The following is a 15,893-nucleotide window of genomic DNA, read 5'->3' as shown; positions in this document are numbered from 1 at the left end:
GACCGCGCCGCAATGCTAAACAACGCGCCCGCGGCGCGCAGACGCCCGATTGCCTTCCCTAAACGGATTAACGACGCTCATGACCTTATCATTTGACGTTCTGGGCATTGGCAACGCTATCGTCGACACGATCGCGCGCGCCGAGGACGACGATTTGCTGCAGGCCGGACTGCGCAAAGGCTCGATGACGCTGGTCGACGAAGCGCGGGCCGCTGAACTTTATACAGCGATGGGTCCCACGACGGTTATTTCCGGCGGCTCGGCGGCCAACACCATGGCCGGCCTTGCGAGCCTGGGTCGCGCCGCGGGATTCGTCGGCAAGGTCAAGGAGGACGACGCGGGACGCGAATTCGCGCATGACATCCGCAAGGCCGGAGTCGCCTTCGACACGCCGGCGGCCGCCGACGGCGCCGCGACCGCGCGCTGCTTGATTTTCGTGACGCCGGACGGCCAGCGCACGATGAACACCTTTCTGGGCGCCTGTCAGGCGCTCGCCCCGACGGACATCGACGAGGCGACGGTCGCGCGCGCGAAGGTCCTCTATATGGAGGGCTACCTCTGGGACCCGCCCGGCGCCAAGGAAGCCTTCCTGAAGGCGGCGAAGATCTCGCGCGCCAACGGACGCAAGGTGGCGATTACCCTTTCCGACAGTTTCTGCGTCGATCGCTATCGCGGCGAATTTCTCTCTCTCATCCGCGATCGGGTGGTCGACATCGTTTTCGCCAATGAAAGCGAATTGCACGCGCTCTATCAAACCGGCGATTTCGAGACGGCCCTCGCGGCGCTGCGCGCCGAAGACGGGCTTCTTGGCGTCGTCACCCGGTCGGAAAAGGGCTGCGTCGTGGCGAATGGCGCGAGCGCCCTCGCCGCGCCGGCCTGTTCTGTCGATGCGGTCGTCGACACGACCGGCGCTGGCGACCTCTTCGCCGCCGGTTTTCTCGCCGGCTACACGCAGGACTTGCCGCATGAACGCAGCGCCACGCTCGGCGCGCTCGCCGCGGCGGAGATCATCTCTCACGTCGGCGCGCGGCCGCAGAAGGATTTGCTGCAACTCGCCCGCGACACTGGCGTGCTGGAATAAGTTCGGGTTTCCTCGACCTGAGGCGCTCGATCGATGATTCAAACAAGCTGGAGGAACGAAAGATGCGCCTTGTCTCCAAAACGGTTCTGGCCGCATTTGCCGCAGTCGCGAGCCTCGCGCTCACCGTTGAAGCGCGCGCTGAGGAGCAGATGACAAAAAGCCTTACCGGCCTTCAGTACAAGGACACGAAGGTCGGGACCGGCGCGACCCCCAAGATCGGCCAGACCGCGGTCGTGCATTACACCGGCTGGCTCTACAACAATGGCGAGAAGGGCAAGAAATTCGACTCTTCCCGTGATCGCGGCCAGCCTTTCGAATTTCCGCTCGGCCAGGGCCAGGTGATCAAGGGCTGGGACGAGGGCGTCGAAACCATGAAGGTCGGCGGCAAGCGCACGCTCGTGATTCCGCCGGAACTCGGCTACGGCGCGCGCGGCGCCGGCGGCGTCATTCCGCCGAACGCCTGGCTGATCTTCGATGTTGATCTGGTCGGGGTGAAATAAACGCCGCGTCGGCTGTTGACCGACCAAAGCGCCGCCCGCCATATTTGATGCGGGCGGCGTTTTTTTTGTTTTTTGAGGCAACCATTATGAGCAGCGATCAATCGCAAGCGGCGTTCGCCGCGCCGCAGGAATATTGTGACATCGTCATGAAGGGCGGCATCACGTCCGGCGTCGTTTATCCGCTGGCGCTGACATCTCTCGCCAAGAAGTATCGTTTCTCGAACATCGGTGGCACGTCCGCAGGCGCCATCGCCGCTGCAGCAGCGGCCGCCGCGGAATATGGGCGCTTGTCCGACAAAGGCGGCTTCCTAAGGCTCGCGACAGTGCCCGACGAAGTCGGGCCACATCTCAAGAGCCTGTTTCAACCAACGCCCGCGCTAAAACCGCTGTTCGCTATTTTCGTCGCGCTGCTCGAATCGAGATCGGCGTTCGGGAAGATTGCCGGCGTGCTGCGCGCAGCCTTGCTTGGCTACCGTAAGGTGGCGATCATCGGGGGAAGCCTTGGGTTCTTCCTTGCGTTGCCGCTCATCGCTCAGGGCGTCGCCTTCTGGCCGAGTCTCGTCCTTTTTATTCTGCCTGTTACGCTTGGAGTCGCCGTCGCGCTCGTCTGGCGTCTGATAGAAGCGTTCAAGCGCGACCTGCCCGACAACGACTACGGCCTCTGCCCCGGCCTCCGACAAGAGGGAGGCGAAGACGAAGGTTTTACGGACTGGCTCGCTCGGCTGATCGACGAAGCGGCAGACCGCGCGCCCGACGCGGCGCCGCTGACATTCGGCGAGCTCAAGAAGCCGCCGCAGGACGGGCGTCCGATCACGCTGCTGATGATGACGACGAGTCTGATGGAAAAGCGTCCCTATACGCTGCCGCTCGATAGCGGACGCGAGGGCGACGCCACCTATGGTTTCGTCTTTGAGATTGGAGAGTGGAAGAGGCTCTTTCCCCAACGGGTCATCGACTACCTCCTCAATGTCTGCGAACGAGATTTTCAGTCGCAGGGGGAGCCCGGCGAATTTTATACGTTTCCCCACCGGGACGATTTGCCTATCGTCGTCGCCGCGCGCATGAGCCTCAGCTTCCCAGGGCTAATTTCCGCTGTTCCGCTCTGGCGACGCGACTACAAATATGCCTCGAAGCCCGATCAGCAGACATTACGACGCTGCCTTTTTAGCGACGGAGGGCTCTCGAGCAACTTCCCAATCCATTTTTTCGACAAGCTGCTGCCGAATACGCCGACCTTCGCCATCTCGCTCGACGTCTTCGATCCGAAGCGGCATGATCCCAAGGAGGGCGACGGGCGCATCTGGATGTTCCGCAATCCGCGCGAAGGGGCAAGCTTGCCCATTCTGCCTTTCTCGGGCTTCGGCGACTTCCTGTTCCGGCTCGTCGACGCAGCGAAGGACTGGCAGGATAATCTGCAGAGCGTTCTGCCGGGCTACCGTGAGCGCATCGTCCATGTCGGACTTTCGGACGACGAGGGCGGCCTCAATATCGCGATGACGGAGGAAACTGTCCGAAAGCTGGTCGCGCTCGGCGAAAGAGCGGGCGAACGGCTGGCGGATTTTGACAGCGACGACATGGACGCGCATCGTTGGCGCCGCTTCCTCGTCGCCATGGCCCGCATGGAGCAGACGCTCGACGATCTCACCCGTTCGTGTGAAGGGGTCGCGCAGACGAGTAGCGGTCCGATCGTCGAGTCCTTCGGTCGTTTTCTGGAGCGCTACCCCGCGCTTGCGCGGGAATACGAGCAGACGCCCGAAGTTCTCAACGCTATGCTGACGCGCGCCGCGGAAATCGCGGAAATAGGCGCACAGTGGCGGGATTTGCCGACCATCCGATCAGGTAGAATTCCTCAACCAGACACCAATCTGCGCATCACGGCGAAGCCCTGAGAGCCGGCGGCAAATTCGTAGGTCTAACCTTTGCCGCCTGCCCGGATCGATTCGCTACTGAGGAAAGGGTTCAACGTGCGTCTCGGCTGTGCGGCCAAAATATACGGCGCGGCGACCGGAGAACGACACAACATATCCCGCGCAACCGCCTGCCATGACCTTCGTACAGAATCCCAAATATGTGTAGCCGGGCGCAGATTGTTGGGCTTCCCTTATGGCGGTCCGCACAATGTTTGTATCGAGCGTCGGAGCGATCGGCGCTTCGAGCCGATGCGTGGAAAAAACCAGCTTTCGCCATCCGTCAAGTAACAAGTCGCCGTTGCGCGGCGGAAATCGATTGCGTAGCTCTCAAACCCTGCCTGCATCAGCTTCCCGACGATTTCAGGAAAGCTCATGCTGTTGCTTTCGGCTCCGCGCAGGTAGCTTTCGGCGATTTCCATCGGTTGAGAGTTCATGGACTCTTCTATGTGTTGAGCTGAGAGTTCTTAGCCGAGCGGCATTCGCGTCAGGCCAAGTCTCGCAACGGTCTCTTTCAGGATTCGTTCCAGCGCGTGTCGATCTTCGGTGGCAAGCTGCGCTGTTTAAGCAACGTTGGCTAAATTCGCCTCTTTAAAGTAGCCAGATCGCTAAAAGCGCCACAGCGATCACGGCCAGCACGAACCAGCGGTCGGACCGGCGTCTCATCCCCTCAAGCGCGCTAAGTGAGCGGTCCGATAGTTCGACGCCTTCGTCCGCCATCTTCGAAAGACGGTGGATGGCGAGTTCCGCCTCCGCCAGTGTTCGTGGCAGATGCGTCGCGAGTTTGGCCAGTTCAGTGACGCTTCTGCTCGCGTCCTCGATCTTCGCCTTGACGCCGAGATTCTCCTCAATCCAGGAGCGCACCACAGGATCGCAGGTCTTCCAGATGTCGAGCTTGGGATCGAAGGCGCGGGCGACGCCTTCGGCGACGACCATGGTTTTTTGCAGCAGCACCAGCTCGGTGCGCGTGCGCATGTCGAACAGCGCCGTCACTTCGAAGAGCAGAGTCAGCAGCCGCGCCATCGAAATATCGGCGGCGTTGATCGTATGCATCGGTTCGCCGATGGCGCGGAGCGCCTGCGCAAACTCTTGAATGGAATGGGCGGCGGGGACATAGCCCGCCTCGAAATGAACCTCGGCGACGCGCTTGTAGTCGCGAATGATGAAGCCGTAGAGAATCTCGGCGAGGAACCGGCGCTCCTTCAATCCCAGCCGGCCCATGATGCCGAAGTCGATGGCGACGAGACGGCCCTTCTTGTCGACGAAGAGATTGCCCTGGTGCATGTCGGCGTGAAAGAAGCCGTCGCGCATGGCGTGGCGCAGGAATGACTGCAGCACATTACGGCCGATCGCCTTGAGGTCATAGCCCTCGGCCGCAACGCGCTCGATATCCGAGAGAGGAACGCCGTCGACCCATTCGAGCGTCAGCACTTCGCGATCCGTGCGGCTCCAATCGACGCTGGGCACGTGAATCTCCGGATCGCCGGCGACATTATCGGCGAATTCGGAGGCGGCCGCCGCCTCGAGACGAAAGTCGGTTTCAAGCCTGACCGTGCGCGCGAGCGTATCGACGACCTCGATCATACGCAGCCGGCGCGCTTCGGAGGAATAGCGCTCAGCGAATCGCGCCACGCGATACATGTCGCGCAGATCGAGCGCGAATCGGCCTTCGATGCCCGGCCGCAGCACTTTCACCGCAACCTTGCGCACGCCCTCCTTGTATTGCGCCTGGGCGACATGCACCTGCGCGACGGACGCGGCGGCGACAGGCTCGCCAAAAGACACAAACAGCTCGTCGATGCTGCGGCCCAGCGCCTTCTCGACGATGGCGACGGCCTTGTCGCGGCCGAAGGGCTCCATCCGGTCCTGCAGCGCGGTCAGCGCATCGGCGATCTCGCCCCCGACGATGTCGGGGCGCGTCGCCAGAAATTGCCCGAGCTTCACATAGGAGGGGCCGATCTGCGCCAGCGCGCGCACCAGCGCCCGCCCGGCGCCGTCGCGCTTGCCGCCCGCGAAGAGATTGGCGAAGCGCACGAGCGGCGCCGCCGCCGGCGGCAGAAGCGCCGGATCAAGAAGCGCAAAGACGCCTTCGCGCGCCATGATGTAGCCGGCGCGCGCCAGACGATAGAAATGACCGACGCCAAGGATCACGTACGCCGCCGCTCTTTAGATCACGCTGCATTCGGGCGAAATCGCCCAAACTCCAGATAAGGTGATCGAATCCAAAGATTAGAGCGCGGCGTCACGCGAAAAACCGGATCCCGCTTTTTCGCAGCGCGCTCGTTAGAGATCAGCTCTTCCAGCCGGAATGGATCGCGACGACGCCGCCCGTCAACCGCTCAAAGCCCGTGCGCCGAAAGCCCGCCCTGCGGATCATCCGCTCGAATTCTTCCGCGCTGGGGAATTTGCGGATCGATTCGACGAGATAGCGGTAGGGCTCCGAATCTCCCGCGACAAGCTTGCCGATCGCCGGAATGACGTTGAACGAATAGGCTTCATAGAGCTTGTCGAGGCCCGGAACGGCGACCTGCGAAAACTCAAGGCACAGGAAACGGCCGCCGGGCTTCAGCACGCGATGGGCTTCGGTGAGCGCGACGTCGATGCGCGGCACGTTGCGAATGCCGAAAGCGACCGTGTAGCTGTCGAAATGCGCTTCGGGAAAAGGCAGCGATTCGGCATTGGCCTGCACGAACTCGACGCCGGAAACGCCGCGCTCGCGCGCGCGATCGCGGCCGACTTCGAGCATGTCGCCATTGATGTCGAGCACGACGATTTCCGCGTCATGCGCCGCGCCGGCGGCGATGCGGAAGGCGACATCGCCCGTGCCGCCGGCGACGTCGAGATGGCGAAAGCCCCTGCGCCCCCGCGCATTGACCTTGGCGGCGAGCGTGTCCTTCCACAGCCGGTGCATACCGCCCGACATGAGGTCGTTCATGATATCGTAGCGCCGCGCCACCTTGTGGAAGACGTCGTCGACGAGGCCCTGTTTCTCGTTCAAGGGAACCTCGGAATAGCCGAAATGGGTCGAGCCCTCTCGCTCGGAAGTTCGATCAATCATCAGGCGCTCGGGTGACGAGGAAGGAAGGGGACGGTATAGCCTGTCGCCGAGCCGGTGGCTACGCCCGCGCCGTCCCAGCCCGCCGGCGCTTTGATGGGGTCAACCCAGTTTATGCCAGAGCTGCCCGAAGTCGAAACCGTGCGACGGGGATTGGCGCCCGCGCTCGTCGGCGCGATCATCGAGGGCGTCGAGCTGAGGCGCCAGGATCTGCGCTTTCCCTTCCCCGAACGCTTCGCCGCGCGTCTTCAGGACCGGCGCATTCTCGACCTTCGCCGGCGCGCGAAATATCTCCTCGCCGATCTCGACGACGGCCATTCGCTGATCATGCATCTTGGCATGAGCGGCTCGTTTCGCATCGACGAAGAAACGCCAAGCGCATTTCACCACAAGCGCGACAAAAACGCCGCGCATGACCATGTCGTCCTGCATCTCGATCATGGGCGGCGCGTCGTCTACAACGACCCGCGCCGTTTCGGCTACATGCTGCTCATCGCCACGCATGCGATCGATGCAGACAAACTCTTTCGCGGCCTCGGCGTCGAGCCTTTGAGCGGCGCGCTCGACGCCGTATTCCTTGCCCGCGTCTTTCGCGGACGCGCGGCGCCGGCGAAAGCGCTGCTGCTCGACCAGCGCCTGATCGCCGGCCTCGGCAATATCTATGTCTCCGAGGCGCTGCATCGCGCGCATATTTCGCCGCTGCGCGCCGCGGGATCGCTTGTTCTCGCCAGCGGCCGGCCGACGGCGGCGCTGGCGCGGCTGCCGCAGTCGATCAAGGATGTCTTGACGGATGCGCTGAAGGCGGGCGGATCGTCCCTACGCGATCATCGCCAGATCGACGGCTCGCTCGGCTATTTCCAGCATAGTTTCCGCGTCTACGACCGCGAAGGCGCGGCCTGCCCGACGCCGGGCTGCAAAGGAACGATCACGCGCGTCGTTCAATCCGGCCGCTCGACGTTTTATTGTCCCGCGTGCCAGAAATAGTGAAGGCTTTTCATTGAAGAATGCGCGTCACTCGGCTAATTGGAGAAGGAAAAACGCGGCTTTTGCCCTTAACCATCGCTGTCGTTGCGCTGCATGTCGGCTTAAATCCCGCCCATGCAAAAAGCCGCGGCTATAGCGCGCCGCCCTGCTGGGCGGGAAAAGCGATATTCCGGCCTGCGCCGCCTATATGGCCTACGTCCACCAAACATTTCTTGAACAGACGCCGCCCGCCACCAGTCTTGGTTATGGCGGCGCTGGCGTTGACTTCAAGGTTTCGCCCTCCAGCCGCGTCACTGTAATGAGATATTACGGCTCGACCTTCGCGCACGTTCAAATGGCGCTTTGGATTCTCAGGTCGTTCCGCTTGCGTCCTCCGCCGGGTCCTTATGCGCTCGCGAGACAGCAGTTCGTCTTTCATTGAGCGGCGCCGCGCCAATGGACTTGCGCCGCCGGCGAGCGACGATAATGTGCGCGCATGTCCGCCTCCCCCGCCGCGCCGACGCTCGTCGTCGCCGGCCTTTCCAAGAGTTACGACCGTCGTAGAGTCGTCGGCCCGCTCGACTTCTCGCTTGAGGCCGGCTCCGTCACCGGGCTGCTCGGCGGCAACGGCGCCGGCAAGACCACGACCATCGGCATGGTGATGGGGCTGATCGAACCGACGCAAGGTTCGGTCCACGCCTTCGGCTGCGATATGTCGCGCGAGCGCTACGGCGCGCTCGGCCGGATGAACTTCGAAAGTCCCTATGTCGACATGCCGCATCGCCTCACCGTGCGGCAAAATTTGCGCGTCTTCGGCATGCTCTACGACGTCGAGGATCTTGACGCGAAGATCGCGCAGCTTGCGAAGGATCTGGCGCTTGGGGATTTTCTCGACCGGCAGACCGGACGCCTGTCCGCAGGCCAGAAAACACGCGTCGCCATCGCCAAATCGCTGATCAACGACCCGCAGCTTCTGCTGCTGGACGAACCGACCGCGTCGCTCGACCCCGACACGGCGGACTGGATGCGCGCGCGGTTAGAGGCGCATCGGCGCACGCATAATTGCGCCATTCTGCTCGCCTCCCACAATATGAGCGAGGTCGAGCGTCTGTGCGACCGCGTGCTGATGTTGAAGGACGGGACGCTCGTCGACGACGATTCGCCCGCAAGCCTCCTGGCGCGCTATGGCCGCGACACGCTCGAAGAAGTGTTTCTCGACGTCGCCCGCGGCCGCGTTGACGGGGCCCCGGCATGAATTTTTCCTTCAAGCGCATCGGCGCGATGGTGCTGCGCTACGCCTATCTCTTACGCGCGTCTTACACGCGCGTGCTCGACATCATCTATTGGCCGACCGTCCAGCTCCTCACCTGGGGATTTCTGCAGACCTATCTCGTGCGCGCCGGCGCTCTCGCGGCGCCGGGCGGGGCGGCGCAGGCCGCAGGCACGCTGATCGGCGCCATTCTTCTGTGGGACATTCTGCTGCGCGGACAACAGGGCTTCTGCTTCTCCTTCATCGAGGAATTGTGGTCACGCAATCTACCGAACATTCTGATGAGCCCGCTGCGGCCGGCGGAGTTCGTCGGCGCGCTTGTGGCTATGAGCCTCATTCGACTCGCCGTCGGCGTGCTTCCCGTCACAATTTTTGCGATCCTGTTCTTCGGCTTCAATCTCTGGGCGCTCGGGATCGCGTTCGCCGCCTTCTTCGTCGTGCTGATGTTGTTCGCCTGGAGCATCGGTCTCTTCGTCTCCGGCATTCTGCTGCGTTATGGACTTGGCGCGGAAAACCTCGTCTGGTCGCTGATGTTCTTCGTGCAGCCGCTGGGCGCCGTCTATTATCCGGTGACCACGCTGCCCAACTGGCTGCAGCCGATCTCCTGGACGCTGCCGCCGACCTATGTGTTCGAAGGGCTGCGCGGCGTGTTGATCGATCACGTCATCCGTTGGGATCTGCTGGCGCAGGGCTTCGCGATCGACGTTTTTCTCTTCGCGGCCGCATCGGCGGCATTCGGCCTGCTGCTGAAAGGCGCGCGGCGCGCCGGCACGCTGCTGCAGACGGGAGAGTGACGATGGCCGCGAGCCGCGCCGACGCCGCGCTCCATGCGCGAGGGCTTTTCGAGAGTCGCGCCAAGGCGCGCGAGGCGATCGAAGCCGGGCTTGTCACCGTTGACGGCCGCATCGTCAAAAAGCCCTCCGAGCCAATCGCCGCCGAGGCACATATTGTCGCGCGGGCGGCTTACCCCTGGGTGTCGCGCGGCGGCGTGAAGCTGGCGCATGCGCTCGACCAGTTTGGCGTCGACCCTGACGGGCGCTTCTGTCTCGACGTCGGCGCCTCGACCGGCGGCTTCACCGACGTTCTACTGACGCGCGGCGCGCGCCATGTCGTCGCGGTCGACGTCGGTCACGGGCAATTACATGCGCGGCTGCGCGCGGATCGGCGCGTGACTTCGCTCGAAGGGCAGGACGCCCGCACGCTGACGGCTGAGCATCTTACCGAGGCGCCGAACCTGATCGTGATCGACGCGAGCTTCATTTCGCTGGCGGCGCTCTTGCCGCATGTCCTTTCGCTCGCCGCGCCGCGCGCCGACCTTGTCGTGCTGATCAAGCCGCAGTTCGAAGCGGGGCGCGCGGCGGTGAAGAAGGGCGTTGTGCGCGACGAGAAGATTCACGCACAGGTTTGCGCGCGCATCGAAGGCGAAATCGAAGCTTTGGACTGGCGTGTAAGCGGCGTCATTCCTTCGCCGATCGAGGGCGGCGACGGCAATCGCGAATTCCTGCTTCATGCGGCGCGATCATGAGCGTTGAGCGTCTTCGCGTCGAACGGCTCGGCAATCGCGGCGAGGGCGTGGCGCTGCTTGGCGGGCGGCGCGTTTTCGTCCCCTATGCTCTCGCAGGCGAGACCGTGACGGCAGAGGTCGACGGCGAGCACGCGCGCCTTGTCGACATCGTCGAAGCGTCGCCGCAGCGCATCGCGCCGATCTGTCCGCACTTTGAGGATTGTGGCGGCTGCGCCGTTCAAACGCTGCGCGCCGACGGCTATGCGGACTGGAAGCGCAGTCTCGTCGAAACGGCGCTCGCAAATGCGGGGCTGATGCTCGACGTGGCGCCGACCATCGACGCGCATGGCGCCGGCCGGCGGCGCGTGACGTTCCACGCGCGATTCGACGCCGGCAAGGCGCGGGTCGGCTATATGGCGGCGCGTTCGCATCGAATCGTCGAGATCGAGGCCTGTCCATTGCTCGCGCCCGAGCTTGCCGGCGCGCTGCCCGCCGCCCGCGCGATCGCGGCGATTCTTGCGCCGCGCGGCAAGCCGCTCGACATCGCCGCCACGGCGACGCTCGGCGGTTTGGACGTCGAGTTGCGCGGCGCCGGGCCTCTTGACGAGGCCGAAACCCGCGCGCTGCTCGCCGCGGCTGACGCGCATGATCTCGCGCGGCTGACGAATCACGGCAAGCTTGTCGCGCGCCGCCGGGCGCCACAGGTCAAAATCGGTGAATCGACGCTCACGCTTCCGCCGGGCGCCTTCCTGCAGGCCACCCAGGCCGGCGAAGAAACGCTCGCGACGCGCGTTTTAGGCGCGACCGCGAAAGCGCAAAACGTCGCCGATCTGTTTTGCGGCGTCGGCGCCTTCGCGCTTCGACTGGCGCGGCGCGCGCAAGTGAAAGCCTATGATACAGACGCCGGCGCACTGGCGGCGATGCGCACCGCGGCGCATGCGACGCCAGGCCTGCGCGCACTCGAAGGCCTCGCGCGCGACCTCTTTACGCGTCCGCTCAGCGCCAGCGAACTCAGCGGGTTCGACGCCGTCGTGTTCGATCCGCCGCGCGCCGGCGCCGCCGCGCAGGCGACTGAAATCGCGCGATCGGAAGCTCCGATCGTCGTCGCCGTCTCCTGCCATGCACAAAGTTTCGCCCGCGACGCCGCAATTTTGCTCAAAGGCGGGTACGTCATCCGGGAGATCACGCCGCTCGACCAGTTCCGCTATGCGGCGCATGTTGAGATCGTGGCCGTTTTCGAGAAGACGAGTGGACGCAAATCCGCAAAACGGCGTCTGCTTGGATGAAATTGTCGGCGCCTGCGTCGCTCTTGCGTGCCAAGAATGTCACAGGATGGTCAAGAAACGCCGAGGCGGGGCGGGGTTCTGGCAAAGCGGAGTTGCCGGCCGCCCAAATCAGGCATAGGATTTGCGAGTCGTCCAGCGTAGCCGGAAATTCAAATGATTTCCGTGGTCTGGAAGGAGAACGTCATGATGAATGCGCTTATCGCCGCGACATTATGCAGTATCGTCCTCGCAAGCGCGCCGGTCGCCATGCGCGCTTATGTCTACGCCCGCCGCAAAGATGATCGCCGCCGTCACTATCGCTAAGGACAGCGCGACAAAAAGGGCGCATCTTACTGACTGTGACAGCCATTCGGTCTGACGCGCCTCTTTTGCTTTCTCGTCTCGCGGCTATTGTCGGCGAGGCGGCCGTCGTAACGGATGCGACGGCGATGTCCCCTTACCTGGCTGAGCCTCGCGACCTCTATCATGGCCGCGCGCTCTGCGTTCTCAAGCCAAGCGCCCCGCAAGAGGTCGCCGGCATCCTGGCGCTGTGCAATGAAACCGGCGCGTCCGTAACGCCTCAAGGCGGCAACACCGGACTTGTCGGCGGACAGACCCCCGACGCGAGCGGCGCATCCATCGTCCTTTCGCTGGAAAAGCTCAATCGGATTCGCGCCGTCGACGCGACGGCCGACGCGATGACGATCGAGGCCGGCGTAACGCTGTCGCAGGCGCAAGACGCCGCGCAGGCCGCCGACCGCTATTTCCCGCTCTCGCTGGCCTCCGAAGGAAGCTGCACCATCGGCGGCAATCTCGCGACCAACGCCGGCGGCGTGCATGTCCTCGCCTATGGCTCGATGCGCGACCTGGTGCTTGGCGTCGAAGTCGCGCTTGCCGACGGACGGCTGCTCTCGACCCTCGGCGCGCTGCGCAAAGACAACACCGGCTACGATTTGACGCGCCTTTTCGTCGGTTCGGAAGGCACGCTCGGCGTCATCACCGCTGCGACGTTAAAGCTTTTCCCGTCTCCGCGCTCCCGCGCCGTCGCCTTTCTCGGTCTTCGCGATCCGGCTCAGGCGCTGCAACTGCTGAACTTCGTCAAAGGCCGCGCGGGTCCGATGCTCCACGCCTTCGAACTCGTGTCGCGATTGGGGCTTGAGCTCGTCCTGCGTCACATTCCCGGGCTGCGCGATCCTCTGGCGCAGCCGCACGACTGGTATGCGCTGATCGAGCTTGCCGCCTTCGCCGATGGCGAAGCCGAGCGCGCCGCCGCCGAAATTCTCGCCGCGGCGATCGACGCGGAATTGGCGCAGGACGCGACCCTGGCGCAATCGCTGAATCAGGCGCGCGCGCTGTGGAAGCTGCGCGAAAGCCTGTCCGAATCGCAAAAGCGTGAAGGCGGCTCGATCAAGCACGACATCGCCGTTCCGGTGAACACGATTCCGCGCTTCATCGAGGAGGCTGGGCGGAGGCTAAGCGCCGCCTTCCCGCAGGCGCGGCCGGTGCCTTTCGGCCACATGGGCGACGGCAACATCCACTATAACGTCTCGCAGCCTGTCGGCGCCGATAAGTCGGAATTCATCGCGCGTTGGGCGGAGGTCAACGCCATCGTCCACGGCGTCGTGCACGAGTTCGGCGGCTCGATTTCCGCCGAACATGGGATCGGAAGGCTGAAGCGCGATCTCTTGCGACAGACGAAAGACCCGGTCGCGCTCGACGCCATGCGCGCCATCAAGGCGGCGCTCGACCCGAACGGCATCCTCAACCCGGGCGTGCTGCTCTAGCTTCGTCCTTGCGGGCAGACGATCTTCACCGTGATCCCGTCCCTATAGATGAAATATTCGACGCAAGACTGACCATTGACGTCGACCGGCCGCTTGCCCACGTCAGCCGCGCGCAGGAAATCCGTCATCGACGTATGGCCCTTGTCGTCCCAATCCATTTCCGCCCAGCCGTAGCCTTGCCTCCAAGCCGTGATGGCGCGCGCGACGAAAAAGAAGGCCGGAATCGCCAGGATCGCGGCGATGGTCGTTACAATGAGGCGTTTGCCGAATGGCGCCGACATGTCATCCTTTCCTGGAGCGCTTCACCTCGGTGAGCGCCCACTCAGCGGTTTTTTCGCGACAGGCCGCGCCCTGAAGGCTTTCCTGAGTGTCGCTGACGACGATGTCGCCATGGAAGGCGCGGCAAATTCTGCCTTCCAGCGGATAGGGTTGGCCCACCGGCGTGAAGGAGCCCTTGGCGCCGCTCTGCGGATTGTCCCAATTGACGCTCGCGCCGCTTCCTTGCGGGTCGAGCGCGGTGCTCAGCGCCGCGATGGCCCGGCGCTGATCTTCCGAATCGAGCGCGCCGGACAGTTTGGGAGGAGATTTTGGAATCGCACTTGTGACGTCCGACGCGACGCGCTCCGAATTCCACATGACGGAAGGGTCCGAGGCCATCGGCACGGCGATCGAACAGGCGCCGAGGCCGCCGGCCGTCGCCGCCAGGACGATGAGCGTTGCGCCACGCGACATTTGAGCAATGACGCAAGCGGCGGTATGTCTGACGCACTGGAAGTGCAAAGCGCCACCTTTGAAGCGCCGATCTTTGAATCGGCTTGAGAAAGGATTCTCGCTTGAACGCGTTAACGCCGGGTGACTTTGTCGAGGCCGCCGAACCTTTCGCATTGTTTGGCCAATGGTTCCAAGAGGCCAAGCTCAAAGAGCCGAACGATCCCGAGGCGATGGTCTTGGCGACGGCCGACGCGCATGGCCTGCCTGACGCGCGCATGGTGCTCCTGAAGGAATGGACGCCAGAGGGCTTCGTCTTCTACACCAACGCCGAGAGCGCCAAGGGGCGCCAGCTCGAGGCCAATATGCAGGCGGCGGGGCTCTTTCACTGGAAGTCGCTTCGCCGGCAGGTGCGGCTGCGCGGACCCGTCAGCCGCGTCAGCGACGCCGAGGCGGACGAATATTTCGCCAGCCGGCCGCGCGACTCCCGCATTGGCGCCTGGGCGAGCCAACAGTCGCGGCCGCTGGAAAGCCGGTTCGCGCTCGAAAAGTCGGTCGCCGTCTTCGCCGCAAAATATGCGGTGGGCGGCATTCCCCGCCCGCCTTATTGGCGCGGCTTTCGAATTGCGCCGGTCGCGATGGAATTCTGGTCCGATCGGCCGTTCCGGCTCCACGACCGCGTCCGCTTTTTTCGGGCGGAGCCAGGCCAAGATTGGCGAAAGGAGCGGCTCTACCCATGACGGCACCCAAGATGGCGCAGAAGACGGCGCGTGCAAAGCGCGCGACGGCGGCGCTCGCGGCGGCGGCGGCCGCTGCGCTTTTTTCGGCCGAGGCCGCCGCCCAGGACCCGTTCGATTTCCTCTTCGGCGGCTTCGACGGCCCCCGCCGTTACCGGCGGGCGCCCGAACCGAGGCGATCCGAGCGCCCGCCCCCGCGCAAGCGAGACGGCGCCGCGCAAACCCAGACGAAACGCCAAAATCAGCAGGCTCCGGGCGCGCCAGGGACGACCGGAGCGCCGGCGGCGCCGAGCGGGCCGGAGGGGCCGCCGCCGCCCTATGATCCCCAGATCACGCGGCTCTCAGAGGTCCTCGGCGCGCTGGCCTTCTTGCGCGACCTCTGCGGGTCGGGCGACGGCGAGGAATGGCGGGGGAAGATGTCGGCGCTGCTCGACGCCGACGCCCCCAGCGGCGCGCGCCGCCAGAGGCTCATGGCGTCGTTCAACCACGGATTTCGAGGCTATGAGCTGACCTATCGCGCCTGCACGCCCAACGCCAAGACGGTGATCTCCCGCTATCTTGCGGAGGCCTCCCGGCTGACTCGCGACATCACCTATCGCTACGGAAACCCTTAGAGCGCTTCCCGATCGCATGGAATCATGTGATCGATAAGGAATCGCTCAAAATCAAAATATTGGAGCAGGTTCCGAAAAAGTCTGTCAACTTTTTCGGAACCTGCTCTAAGCGCCGATGCGCGAAATTAACCTTTCGGCGAGCGTCGCCTCGCGCAGCGCGGGCGGCTTCTCTAGAGTGGCGTCATGAACGAATTGGACGTCGCCTCGCTCTATGACTTGGGCGGGGACCAGCACCGAGCGGCCCTTGCCTATGTCACCGAGGCCTTCGCCGAGGCGATTCTCGCGGGGATCGAAAGCGATTCCTTCGCGCATGCCGCCCTCTGCGCGGCGTTGCGCGAACTGGTGGCGACCTATGGCGAGGATTCGGTGGCGGCCTTCGCCGAAACGCTGCCCGCGAGGCTGCGGGCGGGGGAATTCACCACCGGCCTGAGACATTAGATCACGCGGCATTTGGGCAAAATCGACCGAATAAGCGATCAATCTCAAAAGTTTATGGCGCGCTCTA

At 63.9% G+C, this 15,893-nt stretch carries 16 protein-coding genes and 1 pseudogene; 12 read left to right on the top strand and 5 right to left on the bottom strand.

Annotated elements, in window-relative coordinates:
- Positions 1–79: 79 nt before the first annotated feature.
- The 3 genes from ACR65T_RS16700 (at position 80) to ACR65T_RS16690 (ending at position 3,470) form a co-directional block, all read left to right on the top strand.
- Positions 80–1,081 (top strand): adenosine kinase, encoded by a 1,002-nt coding sequence (locus ACR65T_RS16700; RefSeq protein WP_434497547.1) that lies wholly within the window; start codon positions 80–82, stop codon positions 1,079–1,081.
- Between the two features lie 62 nt (positions 1,082–1,143).
- Positions 1,144–1,581, top strand: a complete 438-nt coding sequence (locus tag ACR65T_RS16695) for an FKBP-type peptidyl-prolyl cis-trans isomerase (protein ID WP_424374866.1) — start codon at positions 1,144–1,146, stop codon at positions 1,579–1,581.
- Between the two features lie 86 nt (positions 1,582–1,667).
- A complete protein-coding gene (locus ACR65T_RS16690) occupies positions 1,668–3,470 on the top strand; it encodes a patatin-like phospholipase family protein (protein ID WP_434497545.1) in 1,803 nt (600 codons plus the stop codon).
- A 54-nt stretch (positions 3,471–3,524) separates the two neighbouring features.
- On the opposite strand, the pseudogene ACR65T_RS16685 reads toward ACR65T_RS16690, so the two are convergent.
- From ACR65T_RS16685 to ubiE, 3 genes and pseudogenes are all read right to left on the bottom strand, one after another.
- Positions 3,525–3,925: pseudogene (locus ACR65T_RS16685) on the bottom strand (DUF1398 domain-containing protein).
- A gap of 154 nt (positions 3,926–4,079) precedes the next feature.
- The gene (gene ubiB, locus ACR65T_RS16680) at positions 4,080–5,639 is read right to left on the bottom strand and encodes a 2-polyprenylphenol 6-hydroxylase (protein WP_434497544.1); all 1,560 of its coding nucleotides are present in this window, start codon (positions 5,637–5,639) and stop codon (positions 4,080–4,082) included.
- 139 nt (positions 5,640–5,778) lie between these two features.
- The gene (gene ubiE / locus ACR65T_RS16675) at positions 5,779–6,549 is read right to left on the bottom strand and encodes a bifunctional demethylmenaquinone methyltransferase/2-methoxy-6-polyprenyl-1,4-benzoquinol methylase UbiE (protein WP_434497714.1); all 771 of its coding nucleotides are present in this window, start codon (positions 6,547–6,549) and stop codon (positions 5,779–5,781) included.
- Between the two features lie 108 nt (positions 6,550–6,657).
- On the opposite strand from ubiE, the gene mutM reads away from it, so the two are divergent.
- From mutM to ACR65T_RS16645, 6 genes are all read left to right on the top strand, one after another.
- Positions 6,658–7,527: a bifunctional DNA-formamidopyrimidine glycosylase/DNA-(apurinic or apyrimidinic site) lyase gene (mutM, locus tag ACR65T_RS16670; RefSeq protein WP_434497543.1), complete on the top strand. Its 870-nt coding sequence runs from the start codon at positions 6,658–6,660 to the stop codon at positions 7,525–7,527.
- A gap of 475 nt (positions 7,528–8,002) precedes the next feature.
- Complete coding sequence (locus tag ACR65T_RS16665) at positions 8,003–8,761, top strand: ABC transporter ATP-binding protein (RefSeq protein ID WP_434497542.1); 759 nt, start codon at positions 8,003–8,005, stop codon at positions 8,759–8,761.
- Complete coding sequence (locus tag ACR65T_RS16660) at positions 8,758–9,570, top strand: ABC transporter permease (RefSeq protein WP_434497541.1); 813 nt, start codon at positions 8,758–8,760, stop codon at positions 9,568–9,570. Before ACR65T_RS16665 ends, ACR65T_RS16660 begins: the two co-directional genes overlap by 4 nt.
- Positions 9,571–9,572: 2 nt before the next feature.
- A complete protein-coding gene (locus ACR65T_RS16655; protein ID WP_434497540.1) occupies positions 9,573–10,301 on the top strand; it encodes a TlyA family RNA methyltransferase in 729 nt (242 codons plus the stop codon).
- Positions 10,298–11,566 (top strand): class I SAM-dependent RNA methyltransferase, encoded by a 1,269-nt coding sequence (locus tag ACR65T_RS16650; RefSeq protein ID WP_434497539.1) that lies wholly within the window; start codon positions 10,298–10,300, stop codon positions 11,564–11,566. Before ACR65T_RS16655 ends, ACR65T_RS16650 begins: the two co-directional genes overlap by 4 nt.
- A gap of 428 nt (positions 11,567–11,994) precedes the next feature.
- The gene (locus tag ACR65T_RS16645) at positions 11,995–13,329 is read left to right on the top strand and encodes an FAD-binding oxidoreductase (RefSeq protein ID WP_434497538.1); all 1,335 of its coding nucleotides are present in this window, start codon (positions 11,995–11,997) and stop codon (positions 13,327–13,329) included.
- On the opposite strand, the gene ACR65T_RS16640 is transcribed toward ACR65T_RS16645, so the two are convergent.
- Positions 13,326–13,610, bottom strand: coding sequence for a hypothetical protein (locus tag ACR65T_RS16640; RefSeq protein ID WP_434497537.1), 285 nt, complete (start codon positions 13,608–13,610; stop codon positions 13,326–13,328). The genes ACR65T_RS16645 and ACR65T_RS16640 overlap by 4 nt on opposite strands.
- 1 nt (position 13,611) lies before the next feature.
- A complete protein-coding gene (locus ACR65T_RS16635; protein WP_434497536.1) occupies positions 13,612–14,061 on the bottom strand; it encodes an RT0821/Lpp0805 family surface protein in 450 nt (149 codons plus the stop codon).
- A gap of 101 nt (positions 14,062–14,162) precedes the next feature.
- On the opposite strand from ACR65T_RS16635, the gene pdxH reads away from it, so the two are divergent.
- The 3 genes from pdxH to ACR65T_RS16620 all read left to right on the top strand — a co-directional run bounded on the left by pdxH (position 14,163) and on the right by ACR65T_RS16620 (position 15,826).
- Positions 14,163–14,777, top strand: a complete 615-nt coding sequence (gene pdxH / locus ACR65T_RS16630) for a pyridoxamine 5'-phosphate oxidase (RefSeq protein WP_434497535.1) — start codon at positions 14,163–14,165, stop codon at positions 14,775–14,777.
- On the top strand, positions 14,774–15,388 hold the full coding sequence (locus tag ACR65T_RS16625) for a TIGR02301 family protein (RefSeq protein ID WP_434497534.1): 615 nt from the start codon (positions 14,774–14,776) through the stop codon (positions 15,386–15,388). Before pdxH ends, ACR65T_RS16625 begins: the two co-directional genes overlap by 4 nt.
- 183 nt (positions 15,389–15,571) lie before the next feature.
- A complete protein-coding gene (locus tag ACR65T_RS16620) occupies positions 15,572–15,826 on the top strand; it encodes a hypothetical protein (protein WP_434497533.1) in 255 nt (84 codons plus the stop codon).
- Positions 15,827–15,893 lie beyond the last annotated feature (67 nt).

Origin of the sequence: Methylocystis sp. (assembly GCF_051061285.1) — a bacterium.
Taxonomy (GTDB): domain Bacteria; phylum Pseudomonadota; class Alphaproteobacteria; order Rhizobiales; family Beijerinckiaceae; genus Methylocystis.
The sequence above is the reverse complement of the archived record's forward strand: the minus strand, read 5'-3'. Positions and strand labels throughout refer to the sequence as shown.

What these genes read in the sequence shown, in the direction of transcription:
- ACR65T_RS16625 (WP_434497534.1), top strand. Translation starts at nt 14,774, where the DNA reads ATGACGGCACCCAAGATGGCGCAGAAGACGGCGCGTGCAAAGCGCGCG.
- ACR65T_RS16635 (WP_434497536.1), bottom strand. Translation starts at nt 14,061, where the DNA reads ATGTCGCGTGGCGCAACGCTCATCGTCCTGGCGGCGACGGCCGGCGGC.
- ACR65T_RS16690 (WP_434497545.1), top strand. Translation starts at nt 1,668, where the DNA reads ATGAGCAGCGATCAATCGCAAGCGGCGTTCGCCGCGCCGCAGGAATAT.
- ACR65T_RS16650 (WP_434497539.1), top strand. Translation starts at nt 10,298, where the DNA reads ATGAGCGTTGAGCGTCTTCGCGTCGAACGGCTCGGCAATCGCGGCGAG.
- ACR65T_RS16620 (WP_434497533.1), top strand. Translation starts at nt 15,572, where the DNA reads ATGAACGAATTGGACGTCGCCTCGCTCTATGACTTGGGCGGGGACCAG.
- ACR65T_RS16700 (WP_434497547.1), top strand. Translation starts at nt 80, where the DNA reads ATGACCTTATCATTTGACGTTCTGGGCATTGGCAACGCTATCGTCGAC.
- mutM (WP_434497543.1), top strand. Translation starts at nt 6,658, where the DNA reads ATGCCAGAGCTGCCCGAAGTCGAAACCGTGCGACGGGGATTGGCGCCC.
- ACR65T_RS16640 (WP_434497537.1), bottom strand. Translation starts at nt 13,610, where the DNA reads ATGTCGGCGCCATTCGGCAAACGCCTCATTGTAACGACCATCGCCGCG.
- ACR65T_RS16655 (WP_434497540.1), top strand. Translation starts at nt 9,573, where the DNA reads ATGGCCGCGAGCCGCGCCGACGCCGCGCTCCATGCGCGAGGGCTTTTC.
- ACR65T_RS16660 (WP_434497541.1), top strand. Translation starts at nt 8,758, where the DNA reads ATGAATTTTTCCTTCAAGCGCATCGGCGCGATGGTGCTGCGCTACGCC.
- ACR65T_RS16645 (WP_434497538.1), top strand. Translation starts at nt 11,995, where the DNA reads ATGTCCCCTTACCTGGCTGAGCCTCGCGACCTCTATCATGGCCGCGCG.
- ACR65T_RS16665 (WP_434497542.1), top strand. Translation starts at nt 8,003, where the DNA reads ATGTCCGCCTCCCCCGCCGCGCCGACGCTCGTCGTCGCCGGCCTTTCC.
- ACR65T_RS16695 (WP_424374866.1), top strand. Translation starts at nt 1,144, where the DNA reads ATGCGCCTTGTCTCCAAAACGGTTCTGGCCGCATTTGCCGCAGTCGCG.